20 protein-coding genes are annotated in these 18183 nt (G+C 59.6%); 16 read left to right on the top strand and 4 right to left on the bottom strand.

The annotated features are described in order from the left end of the window. The first annotated feature begins 12 nt into the window (after positions 1–12). The 7 genes from CAter10_RS02620 (at position 13) to CAter10_RS02595 (ending at position 7422) form a co-directional block, all read left to right on the top strand. Positions 13–1707 carry a dipeptide ABC transporter ATP-binding protein gene (locus CAter10_RS02620; RefSeq protein ID WP_417924704.1) on the top strand — a complete coding sequence of 565 codons (1695 nt, stop codon included), beginning with the start codon at positions 13–15 and terminating at the stop codon, positions 1705–1707. After that, a complete protein-coding gene (locus CAter10_RS24455; protein WP_417924703.1) occupies positions 1707–1880 on the top strand; it encodes a hypothetical protein in 174 nt (57 codons plus the stop codon). The genes CAter10_RS02620 and CAter10_RS24455 overlap by 1 nt, the downstream gene beginning before the upstream one ends. Before the next feature lie 64 nt (positions 1881–1944). Further along, positions 1945–3498: a glutathione ABC transporter substrate-binding protein GsiB gene (gene gsiB / locus CAter10_RS02615; protein ID WP_061532170.1), complete on the top strand. Its 1554-nt coding sequence runs from the start codon at positions 1945–1947 to the stop codon at positions 3496–3498. Between the two features lie 204 nt (positions 3499–3702). Then, positions 3703–4623, top strand: coding sequence for a glutathione ABC transporter permease GsiC (gsiC, locus tag CAter10_RS02610; RefSeq protein ID WP_061532169.1), 921 nt, complete (start codon positions 3703–3705; stop codon positions 4621–4623). A gap of 8 nt (positions 4624–4631) precedes the next feature. Then, positions 4632–5549 carry a glutathione ABC transporter permease GsiD gene (gsiD, locus tag CAter10_RS02605; protein WP_231879144.1) on the top strand — a complete coding sequence of 306 codons (918 nt, stop codon included), beginning with the start codon at positions 4632–4634 and terminating at the stop codon, positions 5547–5549. After that, a complete protein-coding gene (locus CAter10_RS02600; protein ID WP_061532167.1) occupies positions 5549–6583 on the top strand; it encodes a DmpA family aminopeptidase in 1035 nt (344 codons plus the stop codon). The genes gsiD and CAter10_RS02600 overlap by 1 nt, the downstream gene beginning before the upstream one ends. Positions 6584–6603: 20 nt before the next feature. Then, positions 6604–7422: a M55 family metallopeptidase gene (locus tag CAter10_RS02595; RefSeq protein ID WP_061532166.1), complete on the top strand. Its 819-nt coding sequence runs from the start codon at positions 6604–6606 to the stop codon at positions 7420–7422. Here CAter10_RS02595 and CAter10_RS02590 read toward each other — a convergent pair. Next, the gene (locus CAter10_RS02590; protein ID WP_061532165.1) at positions 7409–8644 is read right to left on the bottom strand and encodes an MFS transporter; all 1236 of its coding nucleotides are present in this window, start codon (positions 8642–8644) and stop codon (positions 7409–7411) included. The genes CAter10_RS02595 and CAter10_RS02590 overlap by 14 nt on opposite strands. A 123-nt stretch (positions 8645–8767) precedes the next feature. On the opposite strand from CAter10_RS02590, the gene gcvA reads away from it, so the two are divergent. Together gcvA and CAter10_RS02580 are read left to right on the top strand one after the other, a co-directional pair. Continuing rightward, on the top strand, positions 8768–9676 hold the full coding sequence (gcvA, locus tag CAter10_RS02585) for a transcriptional regulator GcvA (RefSeq protein ID WP_061532164.1): 909 nt from the start codon (positions 8768–8770) through the stop codon (positions 9674–9676). 5 nt (positions 9677–9681) lie between these two features. Beyond that, positions 9682–10530, top strand: coding sequence for an MOSC domain-containing protein (locus CAter10_RS02580; protein WP_061535140.1), 849 nt, complete (start codon positions 9682–9684; stop codon positions 10528–10530). A 1-nt stretch (position 10531) separates the two neighbouring features. Here CAter10_RS02580 and CAter10_RS02575 read toward each other — a convergent pair whose 3' ends face one another. The 3 genes from CAter10_RS02575 to rsmD all read right to left on the bottom strand — a co-directional run bounded on the left by CAter10_RS02575 (position 10532) and on the right by rsmD (position 12088). Beyond that, on the bottom strand, positions 10532–10810 hold the full coding sequence (locus CAter10_RS02575; RefSeq protein WP_061532163.1) for a YfhL family 4Fe-4S dicluster ferredoxin: 279 nt from the start codon (positions 10808–10810) through the stop codon (positions 10532–10534). An 85-nt stretch (positions 10811–10895) separates the two neighbouring features. Continuing rightward, entirely contained in the window at positions 10896–11384 is a 489-nt protein-coding gene (gene coaD / locus CAter10_RS02570) for a pantetheine-phosphate adenylyltransferase (protein ID WP_061535139.1), read from the bottom strand. A 77-nt stretch (positions 11385–11461) separates the two neighbouring features. Then, the gene (gene rsmD / locus CAter10_RS02565; protein ID WP_061532162.1) at positions 11462–12088 is read right to left on the bottom strand and encodes a 16S rRNA (guanine(966)-N(2))-methyltransferase RsmD; all 627 of its coding nucleotides are present in this window, start codon (positions 12086–12088) and stop codon (positions 11462–11464) included. A gap of 214 nt (positions 12089–12302) precedes the next feature. Here rsmD and ftsY point away from each other — a divergent pair, with 214 nt between their 5' ends. The 7 genes from ftsY (at position 12303) to CAter10_RS02530 (ending at position 18183) form a co-directional block, all read left to right on the top strand. After that, positions 12303–13424, top strand: a complete 1122-nt coding sequence (ftsY, locus tag CAter10_RS02560; RefSeq protein ID WP_061532161.1) for a signal recognition particle-docking protein FtsY — start codon at positions 12303–12305, stop codon at positions 13422–13424. Between the two features lie 67 nt (positions 13425–13491). Beyond that, on the top strand, positions 13492–14184 hold the full coding sequence (locus CAter10_RS02555; RefSeq protein WP_061532160.1) for a cell division ATP-binding protein FtsE: 693 nt from the start codon (positions 13492–13494) through the stop codon (positions 14182–14184). Then, positions 14181–15107, top strand: coding sequence for a permease-like cell division protein FtsX (gene ftsX, locus CAter10_RS02550; protein ID WP_061532159.1), 927 nt, complete (start codon positions 14181–14183; stop codon positions 15105–15107). Before CAter10_RS02555 ends, ftsX begins: the two co-directional genes overlap by 4 nt. Before the next feature lie 28 nt (positions 15108–15135). Continuing rightward, the gene (locus CAter10_RS02545) at positions 15136–15972 is read left to right on the top strand and encodes an AraC family transcriptional regulator (protein ID WP_061532158.1); all 837 of its coding nucleotides are present in this window, start codon (positions 15136–15138) and stop codon (positions 15970–15972) included. Between the two features lie 171 nt (positions 15973–16143). Further along, entirely contained in the window at positions 16144–17109 is a 966-nt protein-coding gene (locus tag CAter10_RS02540) for a DMT family transporter (RefSeq protein ID WP_061532157.1), read from the top strand. 37 nt (positions 17110–17146) lie between these two features. Next, complete coding sequence (locus CAter10_RS21745) at positions 17147–17611, top strand: hypothetical protein (RefSeq protein ID WP_335340185.1); 465 nt, start codon at positions 17147–17149, stop codon at positions 17609–17611. Positions 17612–17838: 227 nt separating this feature from the next. Next, positions 17839–18183 (top strand): DUF1840 domain-containing protein, encoded by a 345-nt coding sequence (locus tag CAter10_RS02530; RefSeq protein ID WP_061532155.1) that lies wholly within the window; start codon positions 17839–17841, stop codon positions 18181–18183.

The following is an 18183-nucleotide window of genomic DNA, read 5'->3' as shown; positions in this document are numbered from 1 at the left end:
GGAAGTGATTACATGAACAATCAAACAGCACGCCGGATACTGACAGTAGATCAGATGAACGTCAGTTTCACCACCTCCGAACGCCGGGTGGATGCGGTACGCAACCTGTCCTTCCATATCGATGCCGGTGAAACGCTGGCGATCGTCGGCGAATCCGGCTCGGGCAAATCGGTGTCTTCGCAATCGATCATGCGCCTGATCGACTACGGCGGCGGCAAGATCAGCGGCTCCACCATGAATTTCCAACGCCGAGATGGCAGCACTATCGATCTGGCCAACGCCGACCAGAGCACCATGCGCCACATCCGCGGCTCGGAAATCGCCATGATTTTCCAGGAGCCGATGACCTCGCTCAACCCAGTGTTCACGGTCGGCGAGCAAATTGCCGAATCGATCCGCCTGCATCAGGGCAAGAGCATGGCCGAGGCGCGCGCCGAAGCCTTGCGCATGCTGGAAATTGTGCGCATCCCGGAAGCAAGGCGCATCCTGGATCGTCATCCGCACCAACTCTCCGGCGGCATGCGGCAACGGGTGATGATTGCGATGGCGCTGTCGTGCAAACCGTCGCTGCTGATCGCCGACGAACCGACTACCGCACTCGACGTCACGATCCAGGCGCAGATCCTGCAACTGATCCGGGCGTTGCAGGATGAGATGCAGATGGCGGTGATCTTCATCACGCACGATATGGGCGTGGTGGCCGAGATTGCCGATCGCGTGGTGGTCATGTGCCGCGGTGAGAAGGTCGAGGAAAACAATGTCCATGCGATTTTCGAAGCGCCACAGCATCCTTACACACGCGCCTTGCTGGCAGCGGTGCCGCGCCTGGGAGCAATGCACGGCACCGATCTGCCGGAGCGCATCGCGATTGTCGGTGACACTGCAACCATCAATCCCGACCTTGCCGAAGAAGCCAAGATCATCCGCACTATTCCAGGCGCAGATCCGCAACAGCAGCCATTGCTGAAAGTGCGCAACCTGACCACGCGTTTCGACGTCAAGAGCGGCATCTTCAGCCGTGTCAAACAACGCGTGCATGCGGTTGAACAAATCAATTTCGATCTGTATCCGGGCGAGACGCTGGCGCTGGTTGGCGAATCCGGTTGCGGTAAATCGACCACCGGCCGTTCACTATTGCGACTGGTCGACATCACCAGCGGCAGCGTCGAATTCGGCGGCCGTGATCTGGCCAAGTTGCCGCGTTCGGAATTGCGCTCGCTGCGCCGCGAAATCCAGTTCATTTTCCAGGACCCGTTTGCCTCGCTCGATCCGCGCCTGACCGTCGGCTACTCCATCATGGAACCGCTGCTGGTGCACGGCATGGCCGAAGGCGCGCAAGAAAAAGTGGCGGCGCTGCTGCAGCGCGTCGGCCTGCTGCCGGAACACGCGCAACGTTATCCGCACGAATTCTCGGGCGGCCAGCGGCAGCGCATCTGTATCGCTCGCGCCTTGGCGTTGAATCCGAAGATCGTCATCGCCGATGAATCGGTATCGGCACTCGACGTTTCGATCCAGGCGCAGATCGTCAACCTGATGCTGGACCTGCAGCAGGAACTGGGCATTTCATTCATCTTCATTTCGCACGACATGGCCGTGGTGGAACGCATCAGCCACCGGGTGGCGGTGATGTATCTCGGCCAGATTGTCGAGATCGGCCGCGCCGTGCGATCTTTGAAAACCCGCAACACCCATATACCAAGAAGCTGATGGCGGCGGTGCCGGTTGCCGATCCGAACCAGCGTCATCGCAAGCGCGAGATGCTGCCGGAAGAGATACCCAGCCCGATCCGCAATATAGATGACCTGCCCGTAGTCGAACCGTTGAAACAGGTCGGCCCCGGACACTTTGTAGCAACCCACCGGATTTCCGGCGCTTTTTAATTTGTAAGTGTTTTTTTGCTTTGTTTGTCTACCTTCATTGATCTTTGAACCAGGGGAGTAACACATGCGCACTACTCGATATGTCGGCAAGGTCCTCGCTACCACTGCCGTTGCACTGACCGCCCAATTCACGGCCGGCCAGGTCTTTGCTGCCAAGGACGTCACGCTGGCGGTCGCCTCGACCTTCACCACACTGGATCCCTACGACAGCAACGACACACTGTCGCAAGCGGCGATCAAGTCTTTCTACCAGGGCCTGTTCGGCTTCGACAAGGATTTGAAACTGGTCAATGTGCTGGCCGAAAGCTATGAAGTCAGCAAGGACGGCCTGGTCTACACCATCCGCCTGCGCAAGGGCGTGAAGTTCCAGGACGGCACCGATTTCAAGGCTGATGCAGTGAAGATGTCGCTGGAACGGGTCATCAATCCGGACAACAAGCTCAAGCGTTTCAATCTGTTCAACCGCATTTCCAAGGTCGACATCGTCAACGATTACGAAGTCAAGATCACGCTGAAAGAACCGTTCTCGCCGTTCATCAACACGCTGGCGCACTCCTCGGCTGCGATGATTTCGCCAACTGCGCTCAAGAAATACGGCAACAAGGATATCGCTTTCCATCCGGTCGGCACCGGCCCGTTCAAATTTGAAGAATGGAAGCAGACCGACTATCTGAAGGTCAGCAAGTTCGACGGCTACTGGAAGAAGGGTTATCCGAAGATCGACAGCATTACCTGGAAACCGGTGGTCGACAACAATACCCGCAGCGCCATCATGCAGACCGGCGAAGCGCAATTCGCCTTCCCGCTGCCGTACGAGCAAGCCGAACTGCTGAAGGGCAAGCCGAACCTGGACCTGATCACTTCGCCATCCATCATCCAGCGTTACCTCTCGATGAATGTGCTGCAAAAGCCTTTCGACAATCCGAAGGTACGACAAGCGATCAACTACGCGATCAACAAGGATGCGCTGGTCAAGGTTGCGTTCTCCGGTTACGCGATGCCGCAGGATGGCGTGCTGCCACAAGGCGTCGACTATGCACTGAAGACCGGGCCATGGCCTTACGACCCGAAGAAGGCAAAGCAATTGCTGGCTGAAGCCGGTTATCCGAACGGTTTCGAAACTGAGTTGTGGTCGGCCTACAACCACACCACTGCACAGAAAGTCATCCAGTTCGTGCAGCAGCAACTGGCGCAGGTCGGCATCAAGGCCAAGGTAATGGCGCTGGAAGCTGGCCAACGCGTGGAGAAAGTGGAAAGCGCACCGAATCCGGCAACTGCCCCGGTACGCATGTACTACACCGGCTGGTCGTCCTCGACCGGTGAAGCCGATTGGGGCCTGCGTCCTTTGCTGGCATCCGAATCGTTCCCGCCTAAGCTTTTCAATACTGCTTACTACAAGAACGACAAGGTTGATGCAGATATCGCCAAGGCGCTGACCACCACCGATCGCACCGAAAAGACCGCGCTCTACAAGGATGCGCAAACGGAAATCTGGAAAGATGCACCGTGGGCTTTCCTGGTTACCGAGAAGTTGTTATATGCACGCAGCAAGAGCCTGAAGGGCATTTATGTCATGCCTGACGGATCGTTTAATTTCGATGAAATTGAACTGAAGTAATTTTAGTCAAACCCGTCATCCCCGCGAACGCGGGGATCCAGGTTACTGCATTGGTTTAACACCAGGACTCGCATTGAGATTGCCCTGGCGATTGCAAAAAATGGATTCCCGCGTTCGCGGGAATGACGGTGTCGTTGAGATGCAGTAGAAATTTCCAGCAAATAGATTCTATCGCCGCAGTTTGGCCAATTACCCGAGCGCCCCATGTTTCCTTACGTACTAAAACGCCTGATGGGCCTGATACCGACCTTGCTGATTGTGGCAGTCATGGTATTCCTGTTTGTCCACCTGCTGCCGGGCGATCCGGCGCGGCTGGTCGCCGGACCTGAAGCAGACTCCCAGACCGTGGAGCTGATCCGGCACGACCTCGGTCTGGACAAACCGATGCATGAACAATTCATCAGCTACTTTAGCAACGCCGTGCGTGGCGACTTCGGCACCTCGCTGCGCACCAAGCGCCCGGTCAGCGCCGAGATTGCCGAACGCTTCTGGCCAACCTTCTGGCTGACCGTGACCAGTATGGTGTGGGCGGTATTGTTCGGTCTGTTCATCGGCATCGTCTCGGCGGTGTGGCGCAATGAATGGCCGGACCGGCTTGGCATGACACTCGCCGTATCAGGTATTTCGTTTCCATCGTTTGCGCTCGGCATGCTGCTGATGGAACTGTTTTCCGTGAAGCTGGGCTGGCTGCCGACTATCGGCGCCGACAGCTGGCGCCATTACATCCTGCCGTCGCTGACACTCGGCGCCGCGGTAGCAGCAGTGATGGCGCGTTTTACCCGTTCCTCGTTCGTTGAAATCCTGCAGGAAGATTTTGTCCGCACCGCCCGCGCCAAGGGCTTGTCGGAAATGGTCGTGGTGCTCAAGCACTGCCTGCGCAACTCGCTGATTCCAGTCGTCACGATGATGGGGCTGCAATTCGGCTTCCTGCTGGGCGGTTCGATCGTGGTCGAGAAAGTGTTCAACTGGCCCGGCATGGGGCGTTTGCTGATCGACGCCGTCGAGATGCGCGACTATCCAATCATCCAGGCCGAGATCCTGCTGTTCTCGCTGGAATTCATCTTTATCAATCTGATTGTCGACGTGCTGTACGCCGTCATCAATCCGAGCATCCGTTACAAATGAGGCCGCCCGTGACTACTCCATCAAGCCCTCTCTCTCCAGTCACCAGCGCTGTCGCTGCTGCGCCGCTGCCAAATTCCATCCGCACGCCTTGGAGCGAATTCTGGCGCAAATTCAAGAAACAGCATCTAGCGGTGGCCGCCGGCTGTTTCGTACTGTTGCTAATCGTGGTCGCGATTGCCGCGCCCTGGTTAGTGCCTTACGATCCCGAAAATTATTTCGATTATGACGCCTTGAATGCTGGGCCGTCGCTGGCGCATTGGTTCGGCGTCGACTCGCTCGGACGCGACATCTTCAGCCGCATCCTGATGGGCACCCGCATTTCGCTGACCGCCGGCTTCTCCTCGGTCGCCGTCGGTGCCGTGATCGGGACCTTGATGGGCCTGATCGCCGGTTATTACGAAGGCTGGGCCGATCGCATCATCATGCGCATCTGCGACGTGCTGTTCGCCTTCCCAGGCATCCTGCTGGCGATCGGCATCGTCGCGATCCTCGGTAACGGCATGTCTAACGTGATCGTCGCGGTCGCCATCTTCAGCATCCCGACCTTCGCCCGCCTGGTGCGCGGCAACACGCTGGCGCTGAAGCATCTGACCTTTATCGAAGCGGTGCGCAGTATCGGCGCCAATGACCGCACCATCATCCTGCGCCATATTTTCCCTGGCACAGTGTCGGCCGTGGTGGTGTACTTCACGATGCGTATCGGCACTTCGATCATCACCGCCGCCAGCCTGTCGTTCCTCGGCATGGGCGCGCAGCCGCCAATGCCGGAATGGGGCGCGATGCTCAACGAAGCGCGCGCCGACATGATGACGGCGCCGCATATCGCCGTGTTCCCTAGCCTGGCGATTTTCCTGACGGTGCTGGCCTTCAATCTGTTGGGTGATGGCTTGCGCGACGCACTGGACCCGAAGATCGACCGTCGCTGATGCTGAACATCCCTCATATCGGCGCGTTGCCTGCCGGCCCGCTCAACGCCATCAGCGATGTGGCCGGCGTAACGGTAGGCCACGCGACACTGGCGCAAGGATCGATCCAGACCGGAGTCACCGTGATCCGTCCGCATGGCGGCGATCCGTTCCGCGACAAGGTGCCGGCAGCCGCTACCGTATTCAACGGTTTCGGCAAAAGCATCGGCCTGGTGCAGGTGCAGGAACTGGGCGTACTGGAGACGCCGATTGCGCTGACCAATACCCTGTCGGTCGGCAGCGTCGCCACCGCCCAGATCGTTTCTGCCATCGGCGACAACCCGGAAATCGGCCGCAGCGATCCAACCGTCAATCCGCTGGTATTCGAATGCAATGACGGCTACCTGAACGATATCCAGGCGCTGGCGATCACTGCCGATCATTACCGGCAAGCCTTGTCCGCTGCCGCCGCCGATTTTGCACAGGGTGCAGTCGGCGCCGGACGCGGCATGTCGAGCTTCGAACTCAAGGGCGGCATCGGTTCGGCCTCACGCTTGGCGCAAGTCGGCGGCAAGCAGTATTGCGTTGGTGCACTGGTGCTATCGAATTTCGGCAAGCTGGCGGCGCTGACGCTGGCGGGACGTCGCGTCGGCGAAGAATTGCTGCGCTTGCGGCAGCCGCTGGAAGATGTCCCTGAAATGGGTTCGATCATCATGATCATCGCTACCGATGCGCCGCTCGATGCGCGCCAGCTGGGCCGATTGGCAACCCGCTGCGGCGTCGGCCTTGGCCGCACCGGTTCGATTTACGGCCACGGCAGCGGCGACCTGGCGCTGGCCTTTTCCACTGCACAAACCCTGCCGTATCGCCCGGATCAGGCGATGCATCAAAGCGCATCCTTGCACGACAGTTTTCTCGATCCCTTGTTCGAAGCAGTGGTTGACAGCACCGAGCAGGCAATCGTCAACGCCTTGTTTGCGGCCGAAACCGTAACCGGTCGCGACGGTCATCAACGCCAGTCGCTGCGCGACGCCTCGGCCAATCTTCCGGCTTAGTTCCCTCTCAAAAGCACCTCATGAAAATATTGATTTCCGTTGATATCGAAGGCATCGCCGGTGTCTTCCATCCAGAGCAAACCCGCGCCGGCAATCCCGAGTACGAGCGTGCACGGCGCCTGATGACGGCAGAAGCCAACGCCGTCATCGAAGGTGCGCTGGCCAGCGGCGCCAGTGAAATCCTGGTCAACGATTCGCACGGCGGCTTCCGCAACCTGCTGCCGGACCTGCTACATCCAGCCGCCAGCGCCATCCTCGGCAAGCCACGCCTGCTGGGCATGATGAGCGGCGTGGAAAGCGGTGTGGATGCTGTCATGATGGTCGGCTACCACGGCCGCTCGCAAAGCCGCGGCATCCTCGCTCACACCATCAACAGCTTCGCATTTTCACGCGTCTGGCTGAACGACATGGAGCTCGGCGAAGCCGGCATCTACGGTGCGCTCGCCGGAGAATTCGGTGTGCCGGTAATTTTCGGCAGCGGCGACGATGTGTTCGTTGCCGAAAATCAGGCGCTGTTCCCGCACGCCAAATTGGTAGCGATCAAAACTGCCGATGGCAATACCAGCGGCGTGTCACTGTCGCCGCAACGAGCAAACGCATTACTGGGCGAAAATGCCACAGCGGCAATCGCCGCCATCGGTCAAGCCAAGCCGTTCGTCCTGCAAACGCCGCTTACCTGCCGCCTGCAAATCCAGAGCCCGGCTTTGGCCGACCTGTTCTGCCAACTGCCGCTGTTGCAGCGGATCGACGGCGTTAATGTCGAATTTGCCGCGCCATCGGTGCAATATGCGGTGCGCATCTTGAACAGCCTGTCAGCCATGTCGTTCATGTTGCGCTAAGCGGATCTGTTACCGGCGTTGTGGTTTTCCGCAGCGGCCGGCAAAACCAGATACCCGCAACCAACTGCACCAGTAAGGCAATCAGCCACGCAGTCCGATGCGCGGCAACTGCATAACGCCCGCCATCCTGCGGCCAGAGATTGAGCAGCACGCCAAATCCATACTGCACGATAAATGCGCCGGCAAAAATCACTAGCGTCAGGCCGGTGCTGACGCGCCCCGCCAGATGCGACGGAAATTCGCGTACCAGCGCCGCATACGACAATACGCCGGCAGTACCGCACAAACCATACAATCCCCACAGCAGCCAATTCGGCAGCGGCGCGCCGAGCATGATCAGCAACTGCACCAGCATGAACAGAAACATCCCGCTGCCCGCCGTGATATGCAATGAAATCCCACGTTGTTGCAAACGACGCGCCAGCCAACCGGAACCGACCGCCCCCAACACCATCGCCAAACCGACCAGCGCCACGATATTCGCTGCGGCTGAAGCGGACAGCTGGCTGACATCGCGCAGATATGGCCCGGCCCACAAACCTTGAACGCCGAGAAATACGCCCTGGCTGGCCATCACCAATGGCGCTGTTCGCCAGAACAAGCGACTCCTGAATATCCCACCGATATCGCGCAGTTGCGCCACCAGGTTGCTCTTCGGATGCTGTTCGTCCTTTTCCGGGACCAGCGTAAATAGCGCCAGCACTATCAGCAGAATCAGCACCGCCACCACCACAAACAACACGCGCCAACTGGTCCAGCCTAGCGCCCATGCAATCGGTGTACCGGTCGCTACGGCGCCCAGCCCGCCAATCGCGTAGATGGCGCCATTCATCAACGGCAAGTGATCTTGCGGAAACCAGGCGACGATGGCCTTGAGACCCGCCATCAGGCATGCCGAAGTGCCAACTCCCAGCAACAGACGACCAAGCATCAGCATGCCGAATCCGTGCGCATTGGCTGAGACCGCCGCCCCGGCTGCGGCCAGCAACAGTAAACAGGCCAGCACCCGGCGTGGGCCGAAGCGATCGAGCAGGATGCCCAGCGGCAGCTGGCAAGCCGCGAAGGCGAAGAAATACAGGCTGGTGAGCAAACCCAGCTGGGCCGGCGACAAGCCGAGTTCGCTGCTCAGCAGAGGCGCCAGCGGCAAGTTGATGCCGCGCGCCAGGTAGGAAATGAAATAGCTTGAAGAAAATATCAGGAACACACGGGTGGCAAGCTTCATGATCGGTCGCACAATTAGAACGGAATATGTTGATATTAAGAAGCAATGCGCACGAAAGCCAACGAAGTGTTTTATCCTTATATGTGAATGAAATTAACCGATTAATACTTAATCCACGCCAACATGTTCGAACGCTTGCCGCCAACCCAGACCCTGCGCGCCTTTGAAGCCGCCGCGCGACTGGGTAATTACACCCGGGCCGGAGAAGAACTGCACCTGACACACAGCGCCGTCAGCCACCAGATCCGTGCGCTGGAACAGCGCATCGGGCGCAAGCTGTTCCAGCGTGAAGGCCGGCAAATGGTGCTAACCGACAGCGGCCGGCTGCTGGCGGAAGAAGTACGACAAGCCCTGACGGCACTGGATCTGGCGCTGCAACTCGGGCAGACCGAGCGCAAGCGTAGCGGACAGACGCTGCGCGTCGGCGTCTCGCCATCGTTCGCCAGCGCTTGGCTGGTGCCGCGGTTGGCGGCGTTTCAGAGCTTGCATCCGCACATCAACATCAGCCTGCGCAGCGCACATGAATTGAGCGAACTCGCTTTCAACGACGTCGATGTCGCCATCTGGTACGGCCGCGTCGGCCACAAAAATTTCCGCTACCAGCGCCTGCTCAAAGAAGTGATTTTCCCGGTATGCAGCCCGGCCTTTTTGGCCGCTCATCCGGACGTCACGCCGCAAGATCTGCCACGCCATCCCTTGCTGCGCTTCGCCCATCATCGCGGTTGGGAGCAATGGTTTTCTGCCGCCGGGATCAAACACGGTGAACCGCAAACCGGCGGGCTGTATGACGATCCGATGCATCTGCTTGATGCTGCAGCAGCCGACCAGGGCATCGCGCTAGCGCGCGGCTGCCTGGTGCACAACCATTTGGCCAGCGGCCGCCTGGTGCGCCTGTTCGACATCACGGCGCCGGCGCGTGGCAGCTATTTTTCGGTATCGCCATTTGATACCCGGAAGGAAGCTGCGATCACCGAATTTCAGGACTGGCTGGGCCATATCCTGGCTCAACCGTTATTGCAAAAGGAAGAATGAATACGATGTCGACCATCACCACCCTGACACTCTATCCGATCAAATCCTGCCGCGGCATTGACCTGCAGGAAGCAACCGTCACGGCCTTCGGCCTCAGCCATCGGCAAATCCATGATCGTGAATGGATGGTCGTCGACAGCGCCGGGCAATTCCTGTCGCAGCGCACGCATCCCGCGATGGCGTTGATCGTGCCGGCCTTGCATGCGGACGCGATGCAGGTGCAAGCGCCGGGCATGGCGCCGCTGACCGTCTCGACCGCCCAACTGGCGCCGGACACGCCAACGCTTGCCGTCACCATCTGGGACGATACGGTCGCGGCGCACGATTGCGGTGACCAAGCCGCAACCTGGTTTTCACAAGTACTCGGTATGGCGTGCCGGCTGGTGCGTTTCAATCCCGGCGCACAACGCTTGGCGAGTAAGAAATGGACCAACGATATCGATGTGCCGACGCACTTTCCCGACGGCTATCCAATGCTGCTGATCTCGCAAGGATCGCTGGACGACCTGAACCACAAGCTACAGACGCAGGGCCGCGCCGCCTTGCCAATGAATCGTTTCAGGCCGAATATCGCGATCGATGGCGTGGACGCATTTGAAGAGGATTTCGTGGCGACTATCCAGGCGGGCAACATCAGCCTGCAACCGGTCAAGCCATGTGCGCGCTGCCCGATGCCGTCGATCGACCAGGCCACCGGCGAATACGGTCCCGACCCGCTGGACATCTTGATGACCTATCGCATCAATCCGCGCGTCAATGACGGCATCACCTTCGGCGTCAACGTGATTTTGCTGGAGGGAGAGGGAAAAATCCTGCGCGTAGGCCAGGAAGTCGAACTGGAATTGGCGTTCTAGCTTACTGCGCCTTGGCGGCAGCTGCCGCAGCCAGTTCGGCTTGCAGGCGCTCATACTTGGCCTGCAGCTGTTCCTTGGATTCGTGCCAGGCCGGGTCCAGCGGAATGCAACTGACCGGACACACCTGCTGACACTGCGGTTCATTGAAATGGCCTACGCATTCGGTGCATTTATGCGGATCGATTTCGTAAATCAGCGGCCCCATGTAGATCGCACCGTTCGGGCACTCAGGCTCGCATACGTCGCAATTAATACAGTCGTCGGTGATCAATAAAGCCATTGCACTACTCTTTTAAATCAGGTTGCCGCGGGATCAGGCGATCCCGCTTTACTGCATCATTCTATGCCGATTGGCGACTTGCCGCTCAGGACTGCTGGGCGTCGAGTTTTTCTTTCAGCCATTTTTCGACCGAAGGGAAAACGAATTTGGAGACATCGCCGCCGAGCGTCGCGATTTCACGGACGATGGTGCCGGAGATGAACTGATACTGATCCGACGGCGTCAGGAACAGGGTTTCCACATCCGGCAGCAGATAACGGTTCATGCCGGCCATCTGGAACTCGAATTCGAAGTCGGATACCGCGCGCAAGCCGCGCACAATCACGTTGGCATCATGCTGTCGCACGAAATCCTTGAGCAAACCGGAAAAACTCTCGACCTGCACATTCGGATAATGTCCCAACACTTCGTTGGCAATCGACAGGCGCTCTTCAAGGGAGAAAAACGGTTTCTTGTTCTTGCTGTCAGCAACCCCCACCACCAGCTTGTCGAACAGGCCGGATGCGCGACGCACCAGATCTTCATGACCACGCGTGAGCGGATCGAACGTTCCCGGATAAACTGCAGTGACCATCTTCTTCCCCTTGCACCCAATCAGATCGCGCATTATGCCTGAATTTACATCAGGCACAATTCGCATCGGACAGAATTTTATTGCTTTCTAAGCAAGTGATAAAACACCATGCCAGCTTTGTCGGCTCGCAGCAACTCCCACCCTGCCAGCCATGCCGGCAAATCTTCCGGCAACAGCGCAAATTCGGATTCAAGATACAACAACCCATAATCACTCAGCAGACCACGGCATAACGGCACGGTCTTTTCCAGCCAGCCCAGGTTGTAAGGCGGGTCCAGGAAAATCAGGTCATAGCGCGCCGCATCGCCGGCCGCCTTGCTCAGCCAGGTCGCCGCGTCGCTGCGCAGCACTTGCACCTGGGCCGCGTCCAGCTTGGCCTTGGTGGCTTCCAGCTGACGCACCGCAGGGGTGTTATGTTCGATCATCGTCACTGACGCAGCGCCTCGACTAGCAGATTCGAAACCGAGCGCGCCGGTGCCCGCAAACAAATCCAGGCAACGCACTTCACTCCAGTTGCCATCAAGCAAGTGCGTAAGCCAATTAAATACCGTCTCGCGCACCCGGTCCGGCGTCGGCCGCAAACCTTCGCTATCCAATACTGCCAGCGGTGTGCGCTTCCAGGCGCCGCCGATAATCCTGACCTGCCGCGCCAATGGCGCTTTGCCGGCATGTACCGGCGTTTTGTTGGAACTTTGCTTTTTCATTAATCTTAATAAAAATGGGGAGCTTTGCTCGGATTTCGAGCATCCGATCGCATTTGACCGCCGAAGATACCCGGATACTGGCACAAACGGCAAGACGTTCCCGAATTCGAAGCGCGTCGCTCTGATAGAATGCCGGTGATTGTACCTCTTGTCCGGCAGCCCAAAGCGGGTCGCTGTAACCCCCTATTTCATTGCCTTCCAGACCAGGCCTCAGATGTTTAGTTTCTTCAAGAAAAAACCAAAAGTCGAACCCGCGCCGTTGCCAGAAACACCAGTGGCCGCACCTGCTACCCCTGCCGCATTGCCGCCAGCAGCAGCACCGGTGACCGCCGTGGTTGCCCCGCCGACGGTCACACCGACTGCGGCCGTGGAGGTTGCGCCCACAGCTACCGCCGAAACCGAAGCCGAGATCGTCGCCGCGCCGGTCGCCGCCGAGCAAAAGCGCTCTTGGCTGTCGCGCCTGAGAACCGGACTGTCGAAGACCTCATCCAACCTGACCACCTTGTTCGTCGGCGCCAAGATCGACGAAGACTTGTATGAAGAGCTGGAATCGGCGCTGCTGGTATCCGACGCCGGTGTCGAAGCCACGCATTTCCTGCTCAATGCCCTGAAAAAGAAGGTCAAGGAAGACAAACTCACTGAGGCACCGCAGGTCAAGGCGGCGCTGCGCACCTTGCTGATCGATTTGTTGACGCCCTTGCAAAAGCCGCTGGTGCTGGATCAGCATCAACCGCTGGTGATGATGATCGCCGGCGTCAACGGCGCCGGCAAGACCACCACCATCGGCAAACTGGCCAAGCACCTGCAGGCGCACAACCAATCGGTGCTGCTGGCGGCGGGCGATACTTTCCGCGCTGCTGCACGCGAACAATTGACGATCTGGGGTGAGCGCAACAACGTCACCGTCATCGCCCAGGAATCCGGCGATCCAGCCGCAGTGGCCTTCGATGCCGTGCATTCGGCACAGGCGCGCGGCATCAACGTGGTCATGGTCGATACCGCGGGCCGCCTGCCGACGCAATTGCATCTGATGGACGAACTCAAGAAAATCAAGCGCGTGATCGGCAAAGGCATGGCGACTGCGCCGCACGAAGTGCTGCTGGTCATCGACGGCAACACCGGCCAGAACGCGCTGACCCAGGTCAAGGTTTTCGACGATGCGCTCGGCCTGACCGGCCTGGTCATCACCAAGCTGGACGGCACCGCCAAGGGCGGCGTGCTGGCGGCAATTGCCACCAACCGCGCAATCCCGGTATATTTCATCGGCGTCGGCGAACAGATTGAAGATTTGCAGCCGTTCGATGCGACCGAATTTGTAGACGCACTTTTGACCTGATCCAGTCCGGCCGGCGGCTCCTCTGCCGCCGATGAAGCGTGCCATCTCACCCTAACCACTTCGTGCAATGATTGAATTCAACCAGGTATCCAAGAAATACGCGCGTGACGTGGTCGCGCTGCGCGATATCACGCTGACGGTCAACAAGGGCGACCTGATTTTTCTGGCCGGCCCATCCGGCGCCGGCAAGTCGACCTTGCTCAATCTGATTGCCGCCATCGAGCGCCCCAGCAGCGGCACCCTGACTGTCAGCGGCGCCAATGTCGGCAAGCTGAAATCTTCCGGCCTGCCTTACCTGCGGCGCAACCTGGGTCTGATCCTGCAACAGCAGAAACTGCTGCAGGACCGCACCGTGCTGGCCAATGTGATGCTGCCGCTGCTGGTCACCGGTGCCACGCGCAGCGAAGCTGAAAAGCGCGCGCAGGCCGCGCTTGACAAGGTCGGCCTGCTGGACAAGGCCGCCAGCGATCCGCAAGCGCTGTCGGGCGGCGAGCAGCAGCGCGTTTCGATTGCGCGCGCCATCGTCAATCGCCCGCAAATCATCCTGGCCGACGAACCCACCGCCAACCTCGATCGCGACAACGCCAACAAGGTACTCGATGCGCTCAGGTCGTTTCACGCGGTCGGTGTGACCTGCCTGATCTCAACCCATGACGAGCAATTCCTCAACAGCGCCAATCGCGTCGTGTTTCTCGACCAGGGACAGATCGTCGACCACTGGCAGAATTCAGCGCTGCGCTCGAACGGAGGTGCAGCATGAATATCTGGTTGCGACAACATTGGTTTGCCCTCACTGACGCCTTCACCCACCTGCTCAAGTCGCCCGGCGGCTTTGCACTGAATGTGCTGGTGGTGGCGATTGCGCTGGCGTTGCCGTTCGGCGGCTTGACGCTAATGGAAAACGTGCGCCCGATATCGGAACAGCTCGCGGTGGAGCCGGAGATCAGCATCTTCATGGCGCTCGACACCGCGCGCGACAAAGCCACGGCGCTGGCCAAACCGATCGATGCCGTGTTGCAGAAACACCATAGCACCGCCAAGGTCCTGTTCATGCCGCGTGAAGACGCGCTAATCAGCCTGAAAAACAAGACCGGCATGGACGATGCGCTGACCACGCTGGGCCAGAATCCTCTGCCGGACGCCTACGTGCTGAAGCTGGCCGGTTTCCACGATGCCCCTGACGCCGGGCGCATCGACGTGATTGCCGCCGATCTCAAAGCCCTGCCGGGTGTCGATACCGTGCAGGTCGACTCGGAATGGGTCAAGCGCCTGGCCGCCCTGCTGGCGATCCTGCGGCTGGTATTGCTGTTCCTGGCGGCGACGCTGGCGGTTGTGGTGGTGGCGGTGGTATTCAATACCGTGCGACTGCAGGTGCTGACGCAGCGCGAAGAAATTGCCGTTGCCAAGCTGGTCGGCGCGACCGACGCCTTCATCCATCGCCCGTTCTATTACACTGGCGCATTGCTCGGCCTGTGTGCCGGCGGCCTGGCGCTGGGCGCGGTGGCGCTCGGCATGCAGCCGCTGAACCAGGCGATTGCCGAATTCGCCCGCCTGTATGCGTCGGAATTCCGTCTGCTGCCGCTGAACTGGACGGCAACTCTGGCGTTGCTGGCGATCAGCGCCGGCCTCGGCCTGGTCGGCGCCGTGCTGTCGGTGCGTCGCCATCTGGCGCGCCTGGCCTGAGCCATCCTGACTAACCAGGTGCGCCAGCGTGTTCCATCATCCGTCCGAATTCGTCACCTTCAAAACCAGCCCGCACCTGCCGGGCGTGGAATTGTATTCGGCGCGCCTGGTCGACCACGCGTTTGCGCCGCATGTGCACGACGCCTATTCGCTGGGCGCGATTGAAACCGGGGTCGAGCGCTTTCGTCACAAAGGTTCCGAACACGTAGCGCCGGCCGGTACGCTGGTGCTGCTGAATCCCGACGAATTGCACGACGGCCATGCTGAAGTCGCCGCCGGCTGGACTTACCAGATGCTGTTCATCGAGCCGCAGGTCCTGCGCGAACTGACCGGCAGCGAAGCCTATTTCACCGACGCCACCGCCCATGATCCACAACTGGCCGACAGTTTCCAGTTGCTGTTCCGGCGCATGTGGCAAGCGCCGGACGACCTCGCCTTCATCTCGCACTTCACGCAGCTGATCGACGCCGTTACGCAACGCTACGGCAAGAACCTGCGCCCGCTCGCCAGCGCAACAGGCAGTCGTCCGCAACGCATGCTGGCGATGCGCCGCGTGCTCGATTGCATCGAAGCCAATCTCGACCAGACCCTGCATATCGACACGCTGGCGTCGGAAGCCGGCATGTCGGTATTTCACTTCGTCAGGGCATTCTCGGCACAGTTCCACGCGACACCGCATCAGTACCTGCAAGCGCGCCGCGCCACCCGCGCCAAGACCTTGCTGTCCCAGCGCAGCACCCCGACTGATGCCGCCGCGGCGGTTGGCCTGACCGATCAAAGCCACCTGACGCGCTGGTTCAAGCGCGCCTATGGCGTCACGCCGGCGCAGTATCAACAGCAAATTGGTACAAGACCGCTGAGCTGAGGCCGGGCATGATAGCGTTTGTCGTAGTCGGCGGTCGTTGTGACTGTTTGCCGGACGACGAGATCGATTGCCCTGCAAAATGTCCATGCCATTCCTAATCATTACCGCATTACCCGCCTGCCGTACACCGGATCATGCGCAACGTCATCTGTCCACTAAGAGCATCTCGCCATGCTGACCGGCCTGTTGTGCGCGCTCGGCGCCGGCCTGATGTGGGGACTGGTGTTCATTGCGCCGCTGATGCTGCCCGACTATCCCGGCATCATGCTGTCGTTCGGGCGCTATGTCGCCTTCGGCCTGATCGCGCTGGTGCCGGCCCTGCTTGACCGCAAGCGCGTCGCCGTGCTGACCAAGGCCGACTGGCGCGCCGCACTTAAACTGTCGCTGATCGGCAATCTGCTGTACTACGCCGCGCTGGCGACGGCGATCCAGCTGGCCGACGCGCCGCTGCCGACCATGTTGATCGGCACCTTGCCGGTGGTGATTTCGGTATTTTCCAATTGGTCGCCAGGGCATGCCGCAGAGAGCGTAGCCTGGCGCCGGTTGGCGCCGTCGCTGATCATCATCCTGGTCGGCATCCTGTGCGTCAACGCCGCCGAGCTGGCGCACATGCGCGCCGCGGCCAGCGAGCCAGGCAACACCCGCACCATGTTCGATTATGTACTAGGCTGCCTGCTGGCGCTGGGCGGCGTCGCGGCATGGACCTGGTACCCGATCGTCAATGCCCGTTACCTGCGCGCCAATCCGCATATCAGTTCATCGACCTGGGCCACCGCGCAAGGCTTGGCAACCTTGCCCTTGGCCCTGGTTGGCCTGTTCGGCTACGGCGCCTATCTGAAACTGGCGGGCGGCGTCTACGCATTCCCGTTCGGCCCGCGGCCGCTGCAATTCGTCGGCCTGATGCTGGTCATCGGTCTGTGCGCCTCATGGATCGGCATCCTGCTGTGGAACAAGGCCAGCCAGCATCTGCCGACCGCGCTGCTGGCGCAGTTGATCGTGTTCGAAACCTTGTCCGCGCTGCTGTATGCATTTATTTTCCGCGGCGCCGCGCCCAGCCTGCAGGTAGTGGCGGGGATCGTGCTGCTGTGCATCGGCATCGTTTTTGGTGTGCGCACCTTCCAGCATCAGATACCATAGCGGCTGCTTCCATTTTTGCAGCCCGCTGCTCAATCTCGTGAAATCAGCACCGACCTTTCCTGTCCGCTCCCTGTTGCTGTGCGCCGTGCTGCTGCTCGGTGCCTGCTCTCCCAAATTCAACTGGCGCGAAGTGCGCGGCAAGGACGCTTCCTACAGCGTCCTGCTGCCGGCCAAGCCGGCGACATTTGCGCGCCAGATCGATCTCGACGGCACCCAAGTCACGATGACAATGACTGCCGCCAAGGTCGACGACATGGTCTTTGCCGTCGGCAGCGCCACCCTGCCGGACGCCGCCAAGGCGCAGGCGGCGCTGGGCGCGATGAAAACCGCACTTGTAAAAACATCAACGGTACCGTCAAGGCGGAGAAAACCAGCGCAGTCGCAAACGCACAAGGCTCCTCGGCCAGTGTCGACGTCGAGGCGGTCGGCAGCACCCGCGACGGCAAGGCGGAAGTTCTGTTCGGACACTTTGTCAGCCAGGACAGAGAAATCTACCAGGTAATCGTGATGGGCCCGGAAAAGGCAGTTTCGCGCGAAAATGCCGAAACCTTCATCGCGTCTTTCAAGCACAATTAGTGTCCGCAAGCGTTATCATTACAGCCACATTCCGGTCAATGCAGGATCCTTACAGCAAGCACTGTAACCAGCAGTGACAGCGGTGGCAAACCGCCCGACAAAGAAGTATTCTGTACAATGTCCTTTTTATCAAAAACAATATCTTGAGGTTTTATGTTAGTTACTTTCAAATCCAAAGCGTCGGCCGAAGTGATCATGTTTGAACAAGACGCCAAGCGCATCCTCGACCTGCTGAATAAAGACGTCAAGATCGGCGTTATCACGGCAGCCGAAGGCGCAGCCGCTATCGCCAAACTGGAAGCCGAGACATCGGAAAGCCGCGCCCACCCGGCATCCGACAGCGTCCAGCACGACATCGCCGCCCATCACAATGAAGCCGGCGATGACAGCGGCCACGAGCCGGTGCAGACTGTCAATTTCGCCAGCCGCATTCACCCGCTCCTGGAAATGCTGCGCGAAGCGCACAAGCACAATAACGACGTACTCTGGGGCGTCTGA

Origin of the sequence: Collimonas arenae, assembly GCF_001584165.1 — a bacterium.
In the GTDB taxonomy this organism is placed as follows: Bacteria; Pseudomonadota; Gammaproteobacteria; order Burkholderiales; family Burkholderiaceae_D; genus Collimonas; species Collimonas arenae.
The sequence above is the reverse complement of the archived record's forward strand: the minus strand, read 5'-3'. Positions and strand labels throughout refer to the sequence as shown.